The sequence below is a fragment of the Arthrobacter sulfonylureivorans genome, from assembly GCF_047607445.1.
Taxonomy (GTDB): domain Bacteria; phylum Actinomycetota; class Actinomycetes; order Actinomycetales; family Micrococcaceae; genus Crystallibacter; species Crystallibacter sulfonylureivorans_A.
The window spans coordinates 13,088-29,639 of sequence record NZ_JBLKRT010000002.1; the positions used below are offsets into that span (position 1 = coordinate 13,088).

Annotated in this window: 13 protein-coding genes; 10 read left to right on the forward strand and 3 right to left on the reverse strand. The window is 62.6% G+C overall.

The genetic code is table 11. The features are described 5' to 3' along the window. Positions 1-50: 50 nt before the first annotated feature. Both ACMX2H_RS01200 and ACMX2H_RS01205 read left to right on the forward strand, forming a co-directional pair. On the forward strand, positions 51-863 hold the full coding sequence (locus ACMX2H_RS01200) for an SDR family NAD(P)-dependent oxidoreductase (protein ID WP_414958585.1): 813 nt from the start codon (positions 51-53) through the stop codon (positions 861-863). A 47-nt stretch (positions 864-910) separates the two neighbouring features. Next, positions 911-2,482, forward strand: coding sequence for an aldehyde dehydrogenase (NADP(+)) (locus ACMX2H_RS01205; protein ID WP_414958586.1), 1,572 nt, complete (start codon positions 911-913; stop codon positions 2,480-2,482). Between the two features lie 263 nt (positions 2,483-2,745). On the opposite strand, the gene nagB is transcribed toward ACMX2H_RS01205, so the two are convergent. From nagB to ACMX2H_RS01220, 3 genes are read right to left on the reverse strand one after another with little or no spacing between them, the layout of a single operon-like run. Beyond that, the gene (gene nagB, locus ACMX2H_RS01210; protein ID WP_414958587.1) at positions 2,746-3,513 is read right to left on the reverse strand and encodes a glucosamine-6-phosphate deaminase; all 768 of its coding nucleotides are present in this window, start codon (positions 3,511-3,513) and stop codon (positions 2,746-2,748) included. A gap of 60 nt (positions 3,514-3,573) precedes the next feature. Further along, complete coding sequence (locus tag ACMX2H_RS01215; RefSeq protein ID WP_414958588.1) at positions 3,574-6,402, reverse strand: FAD-binding and (Fe-S)-binding domain-containing protein; 2,829 nt, start codon at positions 6,400-6,402, stop codon at positions 3,574-3,576. Beyond that, positions 6,399-7,298, reverse strand: a complete 900-nt coding sequence (locus tag ACMX2H_RS01220; RefSeq protein ID WP_414958589.1) for a MurR/RpiR family transcriptional regulator — start codon at positions 7,296-7,298, stop codon at positions 6,399-6,401. The genes ACMX2H_RS01215 and ACMX2H_RS01220 overlap by 4 nt, the downstream gene beginning before the upstream one ends. A 206-nt stretch (positions 7,299-7,504) precedes the next feature. Here ACMX2H_RS01220 and ACMX2H_RS01225 point away from each other — a divergent pair, with 206 nt between their 5' ends. Genes ACMX2H_RS01225 through ACMX2H_RS01260 form a run of 8 tightly spaced genes read left to right on the forward strand, consistent with a single transcriptional unit; the run spans position 7,505 to position 16,518 of the window. Then, on the forward strand, positions 7,505-9,055 hold the full coding sequence (locus ACMX2H_RS01225) for an ABC transporter substrate-binding protein (RefSeq protein ID WP_414958590.1): 1,551 nt from the start codon (positions 7,505-7,507) through the stop codon (positions 9,053-9,055). Positions 9,056-9,112: 57 nt separating this feature from the next. After that, positions 9,113-10,084 (forward strand): ABC transporter permease, encoded by a 972-nt coding sequence (locus ACMX2H_RS01230; protein WP_414958591.1) that lies wholly within the window; start codon positions 9,113-9,115, stop codon positions 10,082-10,084. After that, positions 10,081-10,968 carry an ABC transporter permease gene (locus ACMX2H_RS01235; RefSeq protein ID WP_414958592.1) on the forward strand — a complete coding sequence of 296 codons (888 nt, stop codon included), beginning with the start codon at positions 10,081-10,083 and terminating at the stop codon, positions 10,966-10,968. The genes ACMX2H_RS01230 and ACMX2H_RS01235 overlap by 4 nt, the downstream gene beginning before the upstream one ends. After that, entirely contained in the window at positions 10,965-11,888 is a 924-nt protein-coding gene (gene murQ / locus ACMX2H_RS01240; protein ID WP_414958593.1) for an N-acetylmuramic acid 6-phosphate etherase, read from the forward strand. The genes ACMX2H_RS01235 and murQ overlap by 4 nt, the downstream gene beginning before the upstream one ends. Positions 11,889-11,899: 11 nt before the next feature. Next, positions 11,900-13,054 (forward strand): anhydro-N-acetylmuramic acid kinase, encoded by a 1,155-nt coding sequence (locus ACMX2H_RS01245; RefSeq protein ID WP_414958739.1) that lies wholly within the window; start codon positions 11,900-11,902, stop codon positions 13,052-13,054. Positions 13,055-13,058: 4 nt separating this feature from the next. Beyond that, positions 13,059-13,661 carry a GNAT family N-acetyltransferase gene (locus tag ACMX2H_RS01250; RefSeq protein ID WP_414958594.1) on the forward strand — a complete coding sequence of 201 codons (603 nt, stop codon included), beginning with the start codon at positions 13,059-13,061 and terminating at the stop codon, positions 13,659-13,661. Positions 13,662-13,687: 26 nt separating this feature from the next. Continuing rightward, positions 13,688-14,803 carry a serine hydrolase domain-containing protein gene (locus ACMX2H_RS01255; RefSeq protein ID WP_414958740.1) on the forward strand — a complete coding sequence of 372 codons (1,116 nt, stop codon included), beginning with the start codon at positions 13,688-13,690 and terminating at the stop codon, positions 14,801-14,803. Positions 14,804-14,862: 59 nt separating this feature from the next. Continuing rightward, positions 14,863-16,518, forward strand: a complete 1,656-nt coding sequence (locus ACMX2H_RS01260) for an ABC transporter ATP-binding protein (RefSeq protein ID WP_414958595.1) — start codon at positions 14,863-14,865, stop codon at positions 16,516-16,518. Positions 16,519-16,552: the final 34 nt, after the last annotated feature.

Genomic DNA, 16,552 nt, shown 5'->3' on the forward strand with positions numbered 1-16,552 from the left:
CCCAGAAATCAAAGCATCGTTCGCTTACCCCACACCTTAAGGAGCAATTCATGACTTCGGTCGCCGCCGACCCCACGTTCCCGGAATACCTTGCCTGCAAGCCATCCGATTTCGGCCTGTCAGGCCGCCACATCGTCGTCACGGGTGCGGGCCGCGGGCTCGGCCAGGGGATGGCTCTGTCCGCTGCGCTGGCTGGCGCCCGCGTCACGCTGATTGCCCGCTCGTCCGACCAGCTTGAAGAGACTGCCGATCTTGCGCGGCGTGCCGGGAGTCCGGAATGCTATGCCCACCCCGCCGATTTGTCGGACCTTGAGTCGATTCCCGCATTAGTAGATGCCATCAGCGAACGCGGCCCGATCGACGGTGTTGTCCACGCCGCCGGTGTCCAGCGCCGCAAGGACGCCGTTGATGTCACGCCCGAGGACTGGCGCTTCGTCCAGACGATGAATGCTGAAGCTCCTTTTTTCCTCAGCACTGCCATCGCCAAGCGCCAGCAGGCCGAGTCCCGGCCGGGTTCCCATGTGTTCATCGGCTCGCTGAACAGCACCATCGCGTTGCCCCGGATTGCGCCGTACGTGGCCTCGAAAACAGCCATGGTCGGCATCGCACGCATCCTGTCAACGGAGTGGTCCCGCTTTGGCATCCGCTCGAACGTCATCGGACCCGGTTACTTCCACACCCAACTGACCGAAGACCTGTTCAGCCAGCCGGGACAGCGTGAACGGATCATGGGTCGCATTCCGATGGACCGACTGGGAACCCCAGCCGACCTCGGCGGAATGGCGGTCTTCCTGCTCTCGGATGCGTCCCGCTATGTGACCGGCCAGCTCCTGAACGTCGACGGCGGCTGGTTGGCTGCCTGAGCCGGATCGACATCAGCGACCATTCCCTCACGACTGAAAGAGGCAACATGCCCATCACTGGACGATCAATCATTGCCAGCGAGCCCACCGTCGGTCTCCACGGCCGCACCAAGGCCATCAACCCGGCCACCGGGGAATCCCTCGACCCCGAATTCACCTTCGTCGGCCCGGCGGACGTAGACGCCGCGGCGAAACAGGCAGCGGAGGCATTCGACACTTACCGAACGACCACCCCTGACCAGCGCGCCGCGTTCCTTGAAGCCATTGCCGACAACCTGGACAGCATCAAAGATGAAGTCGTCCAGCGTGCACATCAGGAGACCGGGCTTCCTGTGGCCCGACTGCAGGGCGAGCACGGCCGCACCACGGGCCAGCTACGGATGTTCGCAGCCGAACTCCGACTGGGCGCCCACCAAGAGGTCCGGATCGACCGCGCACAACCGGACCGGCTTCCCGCAGCGGCGCCAGACATCCGCCAGCGCCAGATCCCCTTGGGGCCCGTGGCCGTCTTCGGTGCCAGCAATTTTCCGCTGGCATTCTCCACCGCCGGCGGCGATACCGCCTCGGCCCTGGCGGCTGGCTGCCCCGTGATAGTCAAGGCGCACAATGCCCACCCCGGTACGGCCGAACTCGTCGGTCAGGCCGTGACCCAGGCTGTCGCAGACTCCGGGCTGCCTGCCGGAACCTTCTCCCTCCTTTTCGGCTCAGGCAGCACCATCGGGCAGGAATTGGCAGCCCATCCCGCCGTCAAAGCCATCGGTTTCACCGGTTCCCAAGCGGCTGGCACCGACCTGATGCGCACAGCGGCGGCCCGGCCGGAGCCCATCCCCGTCTACGCCGAGATGTCGAGCATCAATCCGGTGGTTATCCTCCCGGAGGCGATGCAGGCAGATCCCGAGTCCCTCGCGGACGGGTTCGTCGGGTCGCTGACATTGGGGGCGGGCCAATTCTGCACCAACCCCGGCCTCGTCTTTGTTCCAAAGGAATCGCAGCGGTTCCTGGAACGCGCGAGCGCAGCTGTCACCGGAGCGCACGGCCAAACCATGCTGTCCCCCGCAATCGCCACCTCCTACCAGCAGGGGATCGCTGCCCTGGATCACCCCGGAGTGGAAGCGTTGGCTGCCGGCCTCCCCGGCGGCACTTTCAACGCTCCCGCCCCGGCGCTCTTCCGGACCACGGTGCGTCACTTCATGCAGAAGCCTGAACTCCAGGAAGAAGTCTTCGGCTCGGCAGCGCTCCTGGTCGAGTACGCCGATGCCGCTGATCTACGCGAAGCGCTTGAGGGGCTCCACGGCCAACTGACCGCCACCATTCACTCGGCACCAGCCGACGGCACAGCGGTCCGCGACATCCTGCCAGTGTTGGAACGCAAGGTTGGGCGAATCCTCTTTAACGGCTGGCCAACCGGGGTGGAGGTCAACCACACCATGGTCCATGGCGGCCCGTTCCCTGCTACCTCGGACAGTCGAACAACGTCTGTCGGCTCGCTGGCTATCTACCGCTTCCAGCGGCCGGTCAGCTACCAGAACGTCCCGGCCGAGTTCTTGCCGCCGGCTCTCACGGACGACAACCCGTGGTCGCTGCCCCGCAGGATCGACGGGACCCTCCACACAAGCTGAGGCCCTCCCGCGGGTGGCTTGGTCTCCATAGTCAAGCCTTCCGCAAAGCAACTGTTGACCCCATCTATCCCCAGGTGGGGTCAACAGTCATTCAGGTCGTCGGCCGTCGCTGGCCGAAGCCGAGGGACGCGTCGGACAGGCCCCTCACATCGAGGTTGCCGTTGTGTGGAAGCGCCGCCAACCCTGGGCGCGGATCTGCCCCGCGGTACCGTGCAGTGGGATCGCTCGCCTCTGTTCGTCTTGAACTTCTGCTCAGCGCCCGCCTAGGGTTTGCTCCGAAATGCATGACGGTAGTAGTCGGTGAGTTCAAGCAGGCCCGCGGCAGCCCCGTCAATGATGACAGTGGCCCGATTATGAAACTGCAAAACAGAGGCCGGGCACCTGCTTGAGACCGGTCCTTCTACCGCAGCTGCTATAGCCTGCGCCTTCTGCTCCCCTTGCGCCACGAGGAGCAGATGCTTAGCCTCAAGGATGGTTCCCAAACCTTGGGTGATGCAGTGTGTGGGCACTTCGTTCTGGCTGTTGAAGAAACGTGCGTTGTCTGTGCGCGTCTGTTGCGTCAGCGTCTTGATCCTGGTCCGGGATTTCAACGACGACGTTGGTTCGTTGAAGCCGATGTGGCCGTTCGCCCCGATGCCCAGAATCTGAATGTCGATCCCCCCGGCGCGGGAGATCTTGTTTTCGAACTCAAGGCATCCTCGGTCGTGATCGGCGCTGTTTCCGTCGGGCACCCTGACGCTCCCCGTCCTCATCTTCAGCGGACCAACTATGTCCCGCTGGACGAACGCGGCGTAGCTTGCGGGATGGCCGGCTGGGATGCCGACGTATTCATCGAGAGCAAAGCCCGTTGTGCTGGATAAGTCGAGGGCGCCATCCCGGACCATGGCCGCCAGTTCCGAGTAAATTCCGGCAGGTGAGGATCCGGTGGCAAACCCAAGCACTGCAGCCGATTTGGTAGAGACAGTTGACGCGATGATGCGAGCTGCCATCCGTCCGACGTCGGCGGCAGCGTCGACGATGATGACTTCCATTTTCCTCCTATGCAGTTGGTATTGTGTGGGCTTGCCTTGACAGGGCGTCGCTCGGGCAGGTCATCCCTGGGAAAGTTCGGGAGTCGGCGCGGGGCCGGGTTCAACGTCTCTTGTTGCCCGTTCCAGAAGCTCAAGGAGGTGCACGTAGTCCTTTCCAGTTGCTCTGGACATCCCCAGTTCACACGTCCTGTTCGAAGAGGCGTAGGCAGTGAATTCCCGCTGGGTGACTTCTGCTGCCTCCCATTGCGTTGCTGCTGCGGTGAGTTCGGGATGCAGCAGTCCGCGGTCTCCTGCGAAAGCGCAGCAGGACCAATCTGCCGGTGTGTACACTTCCGCCGCGATGCGCTCGGCGAGAGCCGTCATCACCGCGTTGATCCCAAGATGGTTCGACGAGCACGTCGGATGCAGCGCAATTGATGCCAGGGGCGTCGACACTATAAGGCGGTCCAGCACCACCTCGTGAACGAACTCAATGGCGTCCACGAAACGCAGCGGCGCGTACTTTGACGTACTTGCCGCCGACTCGCGCAGCGTTTCGAGGCCTTCCGTGCATGAGGAAGCGTCGCAAATGATCGGCAGTTCGCCCTGCTGGGATGCCTCCCACAGCACCGGCAAAACGTTGTTCGAGGTGTGCCGGTGACCGGTAGTGTATCCCTTGGATTTCCACGGCGTACCGCAGCACAGTGCGGCGATCCCCTCCGGGATCGTGATGGAAACGTCAGCGCGTCGGCATAGCTCGAGGAAGGCTGATGAAACCCCGCTGGAGGCATCTGCCGCGCCGAAAAGCGTCCTAATGCAGGCAGGAAAATAGACACCTACCGGCGTCTGGGCTGGCAGGGGGAACCTCGGAGAGCCGCCCGTCGGCAAGTCCGCCTGATAGAGCGGCACGGTGTCTGCGCCAAGCACAGCACGCCCGACGCGGGTAACGGCAGCCGCCGCTTTCGGCGCCTTGGCCGCAAGGGATAAGGCGGCCCCACCCAGCCTGGTAAAGCCGTCCCAGTTGCGAGCGGCGGCTGACCACAGCGAACTTTCGACGGCACCGGCATTTTCTGCGCGTAACCGCCGCACGAGGTCTCCGGTATTGATGTTGACGGGACAGGCAGCTTGGCACATGCCGTCAACAGCACAGGTGTCGATACCTTCGTACCCGAAATCAGCACGCAATTCCTCGCGGAGCTTGATGTCGCCCGCGGCATCGGCCTTCTGAATCTCCCGCCGCAGGACGATGCGCTGGCGCGGGGTGAGCGTTAGGTCCTTCGACGGGCAGGACGGCTCGCAATACCCGCACTCGACGCAGCGATCGACCTCCGACTCGACGGTGGGGCTGAGTTTGAGGTCGCGCAGGTAGGATTCCGGGTCGCCGGACAGCACCACACCGGGATTGAGCATCCCCTGGGGATCACAGAGCATCTTGACCTCGCGCATGACGTCGTAGAGTTCCGCGCCGTATTGTTGGCGGACGAACGGCGCCATGATCCGGCCGGTGCCGTGTTCCGCCTTCAGCGAGCCGCCTCTGCCCAGAACCAGGTCCACCACGTCTTCCGTAAATGACCTGTATCTTGCGAGATTCGAGGAATCCTCGAATCGTTCATTGAGCATGAAGTGGATGTTCCCGTCCTTGGCGTGGCCGAAGATCACACTCTCTTCGTAGGCGTATTGATCGAAGAGATCCACCAATTCTGCACAGGTGCCAACAAGCTCCGGCACAGGGACCACAATGTCCTCCAGAAGTGCGGTAGTCCCGGATGGCCGGGCGCCGGCAACGGCCGTGTACAGCCCCTTGCGGACGCTCCAGAGCCTGGCCCGTTCCTCTGCCTCTTGCGTCAAGGTCAATGGCAGGGCCAGATCAAGGGAGGCAAGGAGGTCTTCGCTGCGAGACCGCTGCAGCGCGAGATCCTCGGCCGTGGCACCGCTGAATTCGATCAGGTAGGCGGCATGATGGTCCACGTCCAGGGCAGCGAGCTCCCGGATAGGGTGCGGCAGTGTCTGCGCCACGCGCAGCGATGTAGCATCCATCAACTCGATGGCGGCCAAGCCTGTACCAACCAAAGCCGGCAGCGCCGCAGCCGCGCTGCTCAGTGAGGGGAATACGGCCAAGCCCGTCGCTGCAGCGGGCAGCAGTGGGACGGTTCTATACGTTGCTTCCGCGATGAAGGCCAGGGTGCCTTCGCTGCCGACAATCAAGTGGGCGAGGATGTCTACGGGACGGTCAAAGTCCAGAAAAGAGTTGACCCCGTAGCCCATGGTGTTCTTCATGGCGAACTGCCGGCGGATCGTTGCCACGGAACTGCTGTCGGCCCGAACCCGGTCCCGGAGCCGGGCCAGTCCGGACCATAAATTGGACTCGGTCTGGCGCAGCCGCTCATCCGCGTCGGCGGCACCGGTGTCGACGACGGTCCCACTGGGCAAGACGATCACCAGCGACTCGAGTGTGCGGTAGGTGTTGTTTTCCGTGCCGCACGACATGCCGCTGGAGTTATTGGCCACAATCCCCCCGATCGTGCAGGCGATTTCACTGGCGGGATCCGGCCCGAGCCTACGCCCGTAAGGGGCCAGCCGGGCGTTGACGCTGCGCAATGTCGCCCCGGGCTGAAGCTTTACTCGAAGACCGCCGTCGAGTATTTCGATCCGTCTGAAGCCGCTTCGCGTATCGGCCAAGATGCCACTGGATAGTGCCTGCCCGCTGAGGCTTGTCCCGCCAGACCGGAAGGTGAGCGGAATGCCCTTTTCACCGCTGATTCTGAACAACCGCGCGACGTCGTCGGCATTCCGGGGAACTGCAGTCAGCTCCGGCACCAGCAGGTAGTGGGACGCGTCGTGAGCCAGCGCAAGACGGTCCAGGGAGCGAGAGCTGGCCGGCACGGGCGCCAAAAGATCGACGTCGATCATGCGTCACCGTTTTGACTGCGCTCATGCACCGCACGATAGGTGTTGCGCAGCGCCTCTACCGAGGCGTCGTAGGAGGCCTGAGCGACGCCGGTGAAAAGGCAATCCACGACCATCAGTTGAGCGATGCGGCTGCCCAGTGCACCTGACCGGAATCGTGTTTCCCTGGCGGCAGTTGTCAGAACAACATCCGCTGCCGACGCCACGGCAGAATCCTGGAAATTCGTAATGGCAATGGTCGCTGCGCCGGATTCTCTGGCCACAGTGAGAAATTCCGCTGTATCTCGAGTGGCGCCGGAATGGGAGATGGCGATAGCCACGCATGAGCCGTCAAGAGTCGCTGCGGCAGTCCAAGCCGAATGCGAGTCGGCCCAATTGAGGACCGTTCGACTGATCCGTGACAGTTTCTGCTGAAGGTCGAGACCCACGAACGAACTCGCGCCCATGCCGAAAGTGTCAATCCGTCGGGCCCGGGAAAGCAGCCCGACTGCTTCGCCCAAAGCTTTCGTATCGAGGGCCCTGGCGGTATCGGCAATGGAAAGAGTTTCATTGGTCGCGACCTTTGCCACGATGTCGTCCAATGAATCGTCGCGCCCTATGTCGCCGGATACCGGGGGCAGGCTGGAGGTGACGATCTCCTGACGCATGACCTCTCTGGCGAGATCCATCAAAAGGTCCTTGTAGTGCGCATATCCCATCCGTTTGTAGAAGCGCACCACTGATGTGGTCGAGGTCTTGCAGAGTTCCGCAAGGTCAGCAACCGAGAGAGTTGCACCCTTCGCCGGGTCGTCGACAAACACTTGGGCAATCCGCCTTTCGGACGGTCGCAGTGCAGGGATGGCAGCCCTAATCCTGATCAGTACTGCTTCAGATTCCGGTGCTTCCGACACGTTCTTCACTATCAGCTCCCTCATTGCTTTGTCGTTCCGAAGCACCCCAGAAATGGGCAGACAGGCCGGAAAAATCAATTTAGGGAATATCTTTACATGGATTGGGCCATGAAGGTAGGTTAATGACCACCCGCGGCGACCGACGCCCGCTGGGGACCTGCGGTGGCCCAGCGCGGCATGCAGGATGCATCACATGTCACTGAGGAGACCCCACCATGCAAAGCGGTTCCCGATTCATCCGTGGCACGCTCTCGGCGTTCGCGCTAGCTGCCACTGCAACCCTGACCATCTCTGGCTGTTCCGCACCTGCAGCACAGCCGCAGGCGTCCGCCAGTACCGGCGGCAACCTCGTCATCGGTGTCACCACTGACCCAGATACGCTGCTGCCGTGGACTGCCACTCAGTTCCAAGCCGTCTCCGTCCTGCAGAACATCTATGGAACCTTGACGGAGTTCGATCAGGACCTGGCTGTTGTTCCTGGCCTCGCCGAGTCATGGGAGGCGTCTGAGGATGGACTGACGGTCACTTTCAAGCTCCGCGAAGGAGTCACTTTCAGCGATGGCAGCGCCCTCGATTCAAAGGACGTCAAGTACTCGCTGGACAAGATCAATGAGGAAGCGACTGGAGCCGTGGCCCGGGCCTCGCTGGCATCCGTCAAATCGATCGAGGCACCGGATGCCACCACCGTTGTCTTCAACCTGACTTCTCCGGACGCGGCGCTGCCCGCCAATCTGGCGGTCATCAACATGGCTATCCTTTCTTCCGACGACGACGAGCAGTCGCTCAACACCACTCCCAACGGGTCCGGGCCGTTCACCTTGAAGGATCGTCTGCCCAGCCAGTCGCTCACCTTGGCCAGAAACGAGTCGTACTGGGGCGAGAAGGCTAAACTCGACAGTGTCGAGCTGCGGGTGATCCCCGACGAATCGTCGATTGTTTCGGCCATGCAGTCCGGGAACGTCAATTTCGCGGTTTTCAACAGCCCCTTGGTCGCCAAGACTGCGGAGGGCCCGAACACCACCATCGCCGAGACGCCTCAGCTCAGTTACCACGCACTGCAGCTCAACGCCGGCCGTGACGTCCTCGCGGACGTGAACGTCCGCTTGGCTATCCAGTGCGCTGTCGATCGTCAGGAAGTGCTCGACACCGCTGCCCTCGGCGAAGGCGAAACAACGGGCCCGATCACCTCGCCGGCGTACAAGTCCGACCCGAACGACCGCCCGTGTCCGCAGAAGGACCTCGCAAAAGCCTCCGACTACTTGAAGAAGGCAGGCAAAACCGAGGGTGTGACGCTGTCCACCATCGTGTCCCAGGGCGAGTACGCCACGTCCGTCGACGAGGCACAGAACCTCAAGGCCCAGCTCGCCGAAGCCAATATCACCCTCGACATTGATGTCCTGGAGTCCGGTGCATTTGTTGACCGGTGGATGAAGGGCGATTTTGATGCGGCGGTGGCGCTCAATGGCGGCAGGCCGGACCCGGACGGCATGTACGGGCGCTATTTCACCAGCACCGGAAACCTTAACGCGGTGGCGGGTTACAGCTCTCCGACGCTCGACGAGCTCTTTGCTGCCGGCAAGGCGACTTCGGACGCGCAGGAACGCAAGGACATTTACGCCAAGGTCTCCCAAGAACTTGAGAACAACGCCGCTTGGGTGTGGCTGTTCACGAGCTACACCTACACGGCGACGAGTTCTTCTGTCGAGGGGTTCATTCCCATGGCAAACGGCTCACTCCAGTACCTGCGAACCACAACCATCAACTAGCCACCCAGAGTGGGCCCCGTTCCGGCGGGGCCCACTCCAATCTAGAAAACCAGGCTTATGCTGCAGACCCTTACCCGCAACCGTCTCCTGCGCCGCGTCGCCGCCGCGATGGGAACGCTTCTGGGAGTGGCCATCTTCGTCTTCATCATGCTCCGTGCCATACCCGGAGATCAGATCACTGCCGGCCTCGGGACAGAAGCCGCCGCCCTGACTCCTGCCCAGCAGGCCGCCTTGGAACGCTACTACGGCTTGGACCAACCGCTCGTCATCCAGTTCTTCTCCTGGCTGGGGAACCTGCTGACCGGAAACCTCGGTTTCTCCGCCCGAGCCCAGCAAAGCGTCTTGGATTTAACACTTCGTTCCCTTCCGGTGACTTTTGAGCTCGCCGTCTTCGCCATCATCCTGGCACTCCTGATCGGTGTGCCGCTGGGCATGCTGGCTGCTTCCAGGCCCGATTCGCCACGCGATGGGCTGGCGCAGTTGGTCAGCCTGGCCGGGCTCTCAATCCCGGCGTTCCTGTTGGCGACGACGCTTCTCTCCGTTTTCGCGGCGTCGCTGGGGTTCAATCCCAACGGTCGCGGATTCGTTACCTTCATGGAAAACCCACTGCTTAACCTCCAGCAAATGCTCCTTCCTTCGCTGGTCCTTGGATTTGGGATAGCTGCGCCGATCATCCGGACGACGCGTACCGCGGTCCTGGAGATCCGATCACACGACTTCATCCGAACCGCGCGGGCCAAGGGGGTGCCGGAACGGCGACTTCAGGCCAGGCACGTGCTGCGCAACGCCCTCGTGCCGATTGTCACGATGACCGGGCTCCAGTTCGGCTACCTCCTGGGCGGCGCGGTCGTCGTCGAGCAGATCTTCTCAATTCCGGGAATCGGCCGTCAGGTACTGCTCGGGATACAGCAGAAAGAGTACGCACTCGTGCAAAGCACAGTCCTTGTTATCGCCCTTACATTTGTCCTGGTCAACCTACTCACCGACGTCCTCTACCGGGTCATCGACCCGAGGGTGCGTGCCTCATGACCGATGTCCCCATGACCACGGAAAACGCCCCGACTCCCACCGGTAGCCAGCGCCGCGTCCCCGCGCTGATGAAAAGTCCCACCGGCATGGTCGGGCTGATCATCATCTGCCTGCTCGCTGTCCTCTCGGTCCTGTCGGTGAGCAAGGCGCTGCCCTATGACCCGATTGCGCAAGACGCATCTTCCAGGCTCCTGGCTCCGTCAGCGGACCATTGGTTCGGGACCGATCAGTTCGGCCGGGACGTGTTCTCCCGGGTCGCCGCGGGCGTGGCCAATTCGGCTCTCATCGCCGTGGTCGCTGTTGCCTTCGCCGCGGTAATCGGTACCTTGGGCGGACTGATAGCCGGGTTCTACCGAGGATTCGCCGACGGTCTCATCGGGGGAATAACAAACGTACTCTTCGCTTTTCCGCCCCTGCTCCTTGCGCTCGCCCTGGCCTCGGTTTTCGAGCGCACTTGGTTCACTATCGCCGTAGCCATCGCGGTGGTCTACGTGCCGATTTTCATCCGGGTCACGCGCGGTCCCGTCCTGTCACTGCGGGAAATCGACTATGTACGAGCCGCCATCAGCACCGGACAGCACCGCGTGGGGATCATGTTTCGCCACGTTCTGCCGAACATCACCTCAATCATCATCATTCAAATAGCCCTTTCCCTGTCCTGGGCAGTCCTGACCGAGGCCTCGCTCAGCTTCTTGGGCCTGGGCACGCCGCCGCCAGCCCCCTCGCTCGGGTCAATGATTTTTGAGGCCCGCACGCTGGTCTATGTGGCGCCATGGACCATGATCGCCCCCGGCATCATCGTCGTTCTTCTCGTTGTCGGCCTGAACCTGCTGGGAGACGGACTTCGCGATGGATTCGACCCCCGAAACCGAGGCAGAAAATGACTCCCACTCCTGCTGACTTTGCAAGGCTGACGGAGCTCGCAACGGAAACGGCCGACCCCCGTTTTGCCTCCATCGATGAGATGTCCGTCGGTGAACTTGCCCAGACAATGAACAGCGCCGATTCTGCTGTCCCAGCAGCAGTAAAACTGGCCCTGCCGCAGATAACACCCGCAATCGAAGCCGCCGCGGCTCTGATGAAGGCGGGCGGACGCATGATCTACGTCGGTGCGGGAACCCCGGGGCGCATCGGGGTCCTCGATGCCTCGGAGTGTCCGCCTACTTTCGGAACGTCGCCCGACCAGATTTTTGCGGTCATGGCTGGAGGCGCCAACGCCCTCGTAGGCGCCTGCGAGGGGGCCGAGGACGACGTCGATGCAGGCGCGGCGGCAATGGCCACAGCGGGGATCGGTGCGCTGGACACGGTGATCGGCATCGCAGCCAGCGGCCGGACGCCCTTCGTCGTCGCCGCCCTCAAACGCGCACGTGCCAGAGGCGCTCTGACGGTCGCCCTCACCTGCAATACCGGGACTCCCCTGGCAGCCGCCGCGGAGCACCGCATCGAGATCATCGTCGGCCCCGAAGTGATCGCCGGCTCGACACGGCTCAAGGCCGGAACCGCCCAAAAGCTAGTGCTCAACATGTTTTCAACCATCGTGATGGTCCAGATGGGCAAGGTCTACGGCAACTTCATGGTCGATGTGAAAGCCACGAACACCAAACTGCGCGAACGCGCCGTTCGGATGGTGCAGTCCATCACCAGTGCCCCTCGGGAGGCCGCCGTCGAAGCCCTGACCGCCAATGAATATTCCGTCAAACAGGCCGTCGTCGCCCTTCGACTGGAGCTCGAACCGGAGGACGCTGCGGCCCTACTCACGCAGAACGGCGGCCTGCTCCGGGCTGCCCTAGGAGAGCAATCATGAGAATTCTCGGGATGATATCCGGAACCTCCCATGACGGCGTCGACGTCGCCGTTGTGGAATTCGACGAAAATGGCGGCCATCTGAGCGGGCGTGTTTTGCACTCCGCCAGCACGCCATATGACCCGGCCCTCAGGGCGCGGCTAGTAGCCGCTTTGCCTCCTGCGGCCACCACGTTCGCGGAAATGTGCGAACTGGACACACTGGTCGGCCAGCACTTTGCGCAGGTGGCGTTGCAGGCAGTCCGCGACGGAGGTTCCGTTGACCTTGTTGTTTCTCACGGCCAGACCGTCTACCACTGGGTAGAGGGAGGCTTGGCCCGGGGAACCGTTCAGATTGGACAGCCTGCCTGGATAGCAGAAGCGACCGGGACACCGGTGCTATCGGACGTCCGTGTCCGGGATATCGCCGCTGGTGGCCACGGGGCTCCCTTGGTTTCATATCTCGACGCCCTGCTCCTGGCCGGACATCCTGGCACTGCGGCTGCCCTCAACCTCGGTGGCATCGCAAACATGACGGTCGTTTCGCCGACGTCAACGTTGTTCGCCTACGACATCGGGCCGGCCAATGCCCTCATCGACGCTGTCATTGTCGGCCGGCAGCTTGGCCCCGATGGATATGACGTAGACGGCCGGATCGCTTCTACCGGCAAGGTTGATCATGACCTGCTTGATGTTTTCCTGAGCGACCCGTACTTCTACTTGCCGGCGCCCAAATCCACCGGAAAAGAACACTTTCACCTTCCTTATGTTGAAGAAACGCTCAAAGCTGCGGGATCCCGCCCTGACGATGCAGACCTGGTAGCCACCCTCACGGAATTAACAATCCAGTCGGTGGCCCGAGACGTTCGTGCTCATGGCATCGACCTCCTGGTGGCTTCGGGCGGGGGCTGCAGAAACAGTTTTCTGATGGACGGGCTCCGTCGTGCCCTGCCCGGAGTAGTCATCAAGCAATCCGATGACTACGGGGCCCCGGCCGATGATAAGGAAGCGATTGCTTTCGCCTTGATCGGATGGTGTACGGCCCATGGGCTGCCCGGCACCCTCCCGGCTGGAACCGGGGCCCGGGAACCCCGCATTCTCGGCAGCATCACACCCGGAAGCGGACCGCTCTCCCTTCCAACACCCATCCAGTCGGCTCCCCGCGCCCTGACGCTTAGCCGGGGATGAAGACGTGACCAAGCCACCAGCACTGCGGGGCGCCTCCAGCGCCGACTGCGACCAGGTTGTCGAGGTCTTCCTTGCCTGCTGGCGGCTCAGCTATGTGCAGGTTCTTCCCGCCCAGCTGATACAGAGCATGACGGCAGAGCGCGCACGCGCCCTGTGGATGCGGGCACTTTCTGCCGAGAAGGTGGACGATGAGGTCATCGTGGCTGCCGGGGCCGAAACGGGAACTGTGGCCGGCGTCGTCAGGTATGGCCTTCCCGATTCCGGTCATGGCATCATCTGGTCCCTCTATGTGGCCCCGTCGGCCCAAGGAAGTGGAATCGGATCCCGCCTCCTTACCGCCGCGGAATCCGCTTTGAGAACCCGCGGAGCCGAATCGGCAAGCCTGTGGGTTTTCACTGCTAATACACCGTCCATGGACTTCTACGCCAGCCATGGCTGGCTGCGCGGGATGGAGGGCCCGAGCCGGAGCCAGGAATTCGGCGAACCTGTGCAGCGGCTGGCGAAATCCTTGGTGGGCATACCCGGCACCCGCACGAGCGTGGGTTCCGGAGCCGCCCCGGAACTGCCCACCGGCCTGTTGGCCGCACTGGCGGAAGTGGTCCCATGACCGGGCTGGAAGCCGCGGCCCGAGGTATGGTCACCGGGCCTTCGCCTGCATCCTCGGCTCTGGAACCGCCCCCAGGCATCACCCTGGGCATCCGCGCTCCTGGTCTCTCGACTGTCGCGAGCGCGGGCTATCGCACGGTTCACTGGCGGGACGGCCGGCGGCGAGGCATCGATCGGTTGACGCCGGAAACACACCACGACATGGCCTCCGTAACCAAAGTGGTGGGTACGACTGCCTGCCTGCTGCGCCTCGTCTCCGACGGGCTCGTGGACCTTGACGCGGCAGTGAACAGATACCTGCCCGGCTTCCGCGGTGCGGGCCGGGAAAAAGTCACGCTGCGGGACCTGCTGCTGCACCGCGGGGGCCTCAAAGAATGGTACCCGCTCTACATTGCGAGCCAAGATATTGACGAGGCCCACCGCCTGGTCGAATCCCTTCCGCTTGTCTGCGCACCCGGCACCGCGCGCCGATACTCCGATCTCGGCTTCATGCTCCTGGGCAGAGTAATCAGCGCCGCGACAGGTCTGGGCGTTGCCGCAGCGACCGCGGAATTGGTGACTGGGCCACTTGGCCTCCGCTCAACCCGTTTCGCGAGCCCGGCCGGCAGCAACGTGGCCACAAGCGCCCGCGACGACAGGATCGAAGCGGCGATGATCGATAGCCAGAACCCGTATCCGGTGCCCTTCGACAGCAATGCTTTTCCCCGCTGGCGCCGTCAACCCGTCCACGGCCAAGTCGCGGATGGAAACGCCTACCACGTCTTCGAGGGTGTGGCCGGGCACGCCGGTCTGTTTTCGACGATTCCGGACCTTCTGCAGTTCGCCTCGGCACTGGCCGCCTACCGAGAGCATGACTCCCTCTGGCGCCCGGAAGTCGCCGAGAAGTTTTTCGCCAACGGACCTGACCCCGGTCAGGCTCTCGGGTTCAGGCGCTACAGGTTGAAGGTCGCCAACGAAACGATGACTGTCCTCGGTCACCCCGGCCATGTCGGCTGCGCCGTCGGATTCGTGCCGAACCGAGGCATTGCTCTGGCATTGGCCAGTAACCGTCTGCTGGTGAACGGACAACCGGTCCCAACAGAGGAGCTATGGGCTGAGTTCCTCAACCTGGCCGGAGACCAATTAGGACGCAGCAGCCTATGACATCACGAGATCCAGCCACCCGTCTTTCCCGTCGCACTGCCCAGAGAGAGGCCAACGCCATGACTCCCCCCTCCCCCTTGCTCTCGATACAGAATCTGTCGATTGCCTTCGGCTCCGGTGCGCGTGCACTCACTGTGGTTCACGATTTCTCCTTGGATGTCTTCCCGGGACAAACAGTGGCGTTGGTGGGCGAATCAGGGTCGGGAAAGTCGACAACCGCCGCAGCCGTCAACAGGCTTCTTCCCGCCAATGGACGAATCGTCGGCGGTGACGTTTTCCTTGATGGGTACAACCTTGCAGAGGCCTCGGACCGTGAAATGATGTCAATCCGCGGCGCCAAGATCGGCTTCGTGCCGCAGGATCCTATGTCCAATCTCAATCCGCTCATGCGTATTGGTGATCAAATAGCGGAGGCATTAGAGGTCCACGGACGAACCGTTGCCAAGCGTGGTCGTGCGCAGGTTGTCGAGCTGCTCGAAATGGTCGGGATTCCCGAGCCTGAGCGTCGGCTGAGCCAGTATCCCCACGAGTTTTCCGGCGGGATGCGGCAGAGGGCGCTCATTGCCATGGGTCTTGCCTGCCGTCCCAGCCTGCTCATCGCCGATGAGCCTACCTCTGCCCTGGATGTGACCGTCCAGAGGCGCATCCTCGACCAGCTTGAAGAGCTCACCGAGCAGATGGGCACGGCGGTGCTGCTGATTACCCATGACTTGGCGCTAGCCGCAGAACGTGCGGATTCCATTGTGGTGATGCGGCAGGGGGAAATCGTCGAAGCCGGCAAGACGGCTCAGATCATGAACCAGGCCCAGCATGACTACACCCAACGCCTCCTCACTGCAGCGCCTAGCCTGACCTCTGGATCGATTCTCACGGCCACCTCCTCGGAGGCCGCAGCCGCGCCCGCACCGGAGGAGACGGCGGCTGAGAACATTGTCGAAGTACGCAATCTGAGCAAGGTCTTCACCATCCGTGGCCCGGGCGGAAGCGGTGGCACTGCCTTCACGGCGGTGGACGATATCAGCTTCAACATTCCCCGCGGCCAAACGGTATCCATCGTCGGGGAGTCCGGTTCCGGCAAATCTACGACCGCCAACCTGATGCTGGGTTTGGACGAGGTCACATCGGGAGAGATCGTCTTTGACGGCGCCGAGGTTTCTTCCTTGAGCCGACGCGAACTGTTCGCATTCCGACGGCGAGTCCAACCCGTGTTTCAAAACCCGTACGCATCCCTCGACCCCCGGTACACGATTGCTGAATCCATCACCGAACCTCTCCGTGTCCACCGGATAGGTTCGAAGACGGAACGGTACAAAAAATGCATCGATTTGCTGGACCAGGTGTCGTTGCCGACGTCGGTGGCAGACCGGCTGCCGCATGAGCTTTCCGGAGGCCAGCGCCAACGCGTAGCCATCGCCCGCGCGCTGTCGCTTTCGCCCGACCTCGTTGTGCTGGATGAAGCAGTATCCGCGCTGGATGTTCTCGTCCAGGCACAAACCTTGGAACTGCTGGCCGAGCTTCAGCGCGAGTTGGGGCTGAGCTACCTTTTCATCAGCCATGATCTGGCTGTAGTACGAATGATTTCCCACTCGGTCCACGTGATGCAGCGCGGCCGAATCGTGGAGAGCGGCGTTCCCGCCGAAATTTTCCAATCCCCGCAAGCCGCCTACACCCGTGAACTGCTGGCCGCCATCCCGGCCGCCAATTCGAGGGCCTGACCAGTCTTGGCACCCACAACGACGCCGCTCGCGC

What these genes read in the sequence shown, in the direction of transcription:
- ACMX2H_RS01200 (WP_414958585.1), top strand. Translation starts at nt 51, where the DNA reads ATGACTTCGGTCGCCGCCGACCCCACGTTCCCGGAATACCTTGCCTGC.
- ACMX2H_RS01205 (WP_414958586.1), top strand. Translation starts at nt 911, where the DNA reads ATGCCCATCACTGGACGATCAATCATTGCCAGCGAGCCCACCGTCGGT.
- nagB (WP_414958587.1), bottom strand. Translation starts at nt 3,513, where the DNA reads ATGGAAGTCATCATCGTCGACGCTGCCGCCGACGTCGGACGGATGGCA.
- ACMX2H_RS01215 (WP_414958588.1), bottom strand. Translation starts at nt 6,402, where the DNA reads ATGATCGACGTCGATCTTTTGGCGCCCGTGCCGGCCAGCTCTCGCTCC.
- ACMX2H_RS01225 (WP_414958590.1), top strand. Translation starts at nt 7,505, where the DNA reads ATGCAAAGCGGTTCCCGATTCATCCGTGGCACGCTCTCGGCGTTCGCG.
- ACMX2H_RS01230 (WP_414958591.1), top strand. Translation starts at nt 9,113, where the DNA reads ATGCTGCAGACCCTTACCCGCAACCGTCTCCTGCGCCGCGTCGCCGCC.
- ACMX2H_RS01235 (WP_414958592.1), top strand. Translation starts at nt 10,081, where the DNA reads ATGACCGATGTCCCCATGACCACGGAAAACGCCCCGACTCCCACCGGT.
- murQ (WP_414958593.1), top strand. Translation starts at nt 10,965, where the DNA reads ATGACTCCCACTCCTGCTGACTTTGCAAGGCTGACGGAGCTCGCAACG.
- ACMX2H_RS01245 (WP_414958739.1), top strand. Translation starts at nt 11,900, where the DNA reads ATGATATCCGGAACCTCCCATGACGGCGTCGACGTCGCCGTTGTGGAA.
- ACMX2H_RS01255 (WP_414958740.1), top strand. Translation starts at nt 13,688, where the DNA reads ATGGTCACCGGGCCTTCGCCTGCATCCTCGGCTCTGGAACCGCCCCCA.
- ACMX2H_RS01260 (WP_414958595.1), top strand. Translation starts at nt 14,863, where the DNA reads ATGACTCCCCCCTCCCCCTTGCTCTCGATACAGAATCTGTCGATTGCC.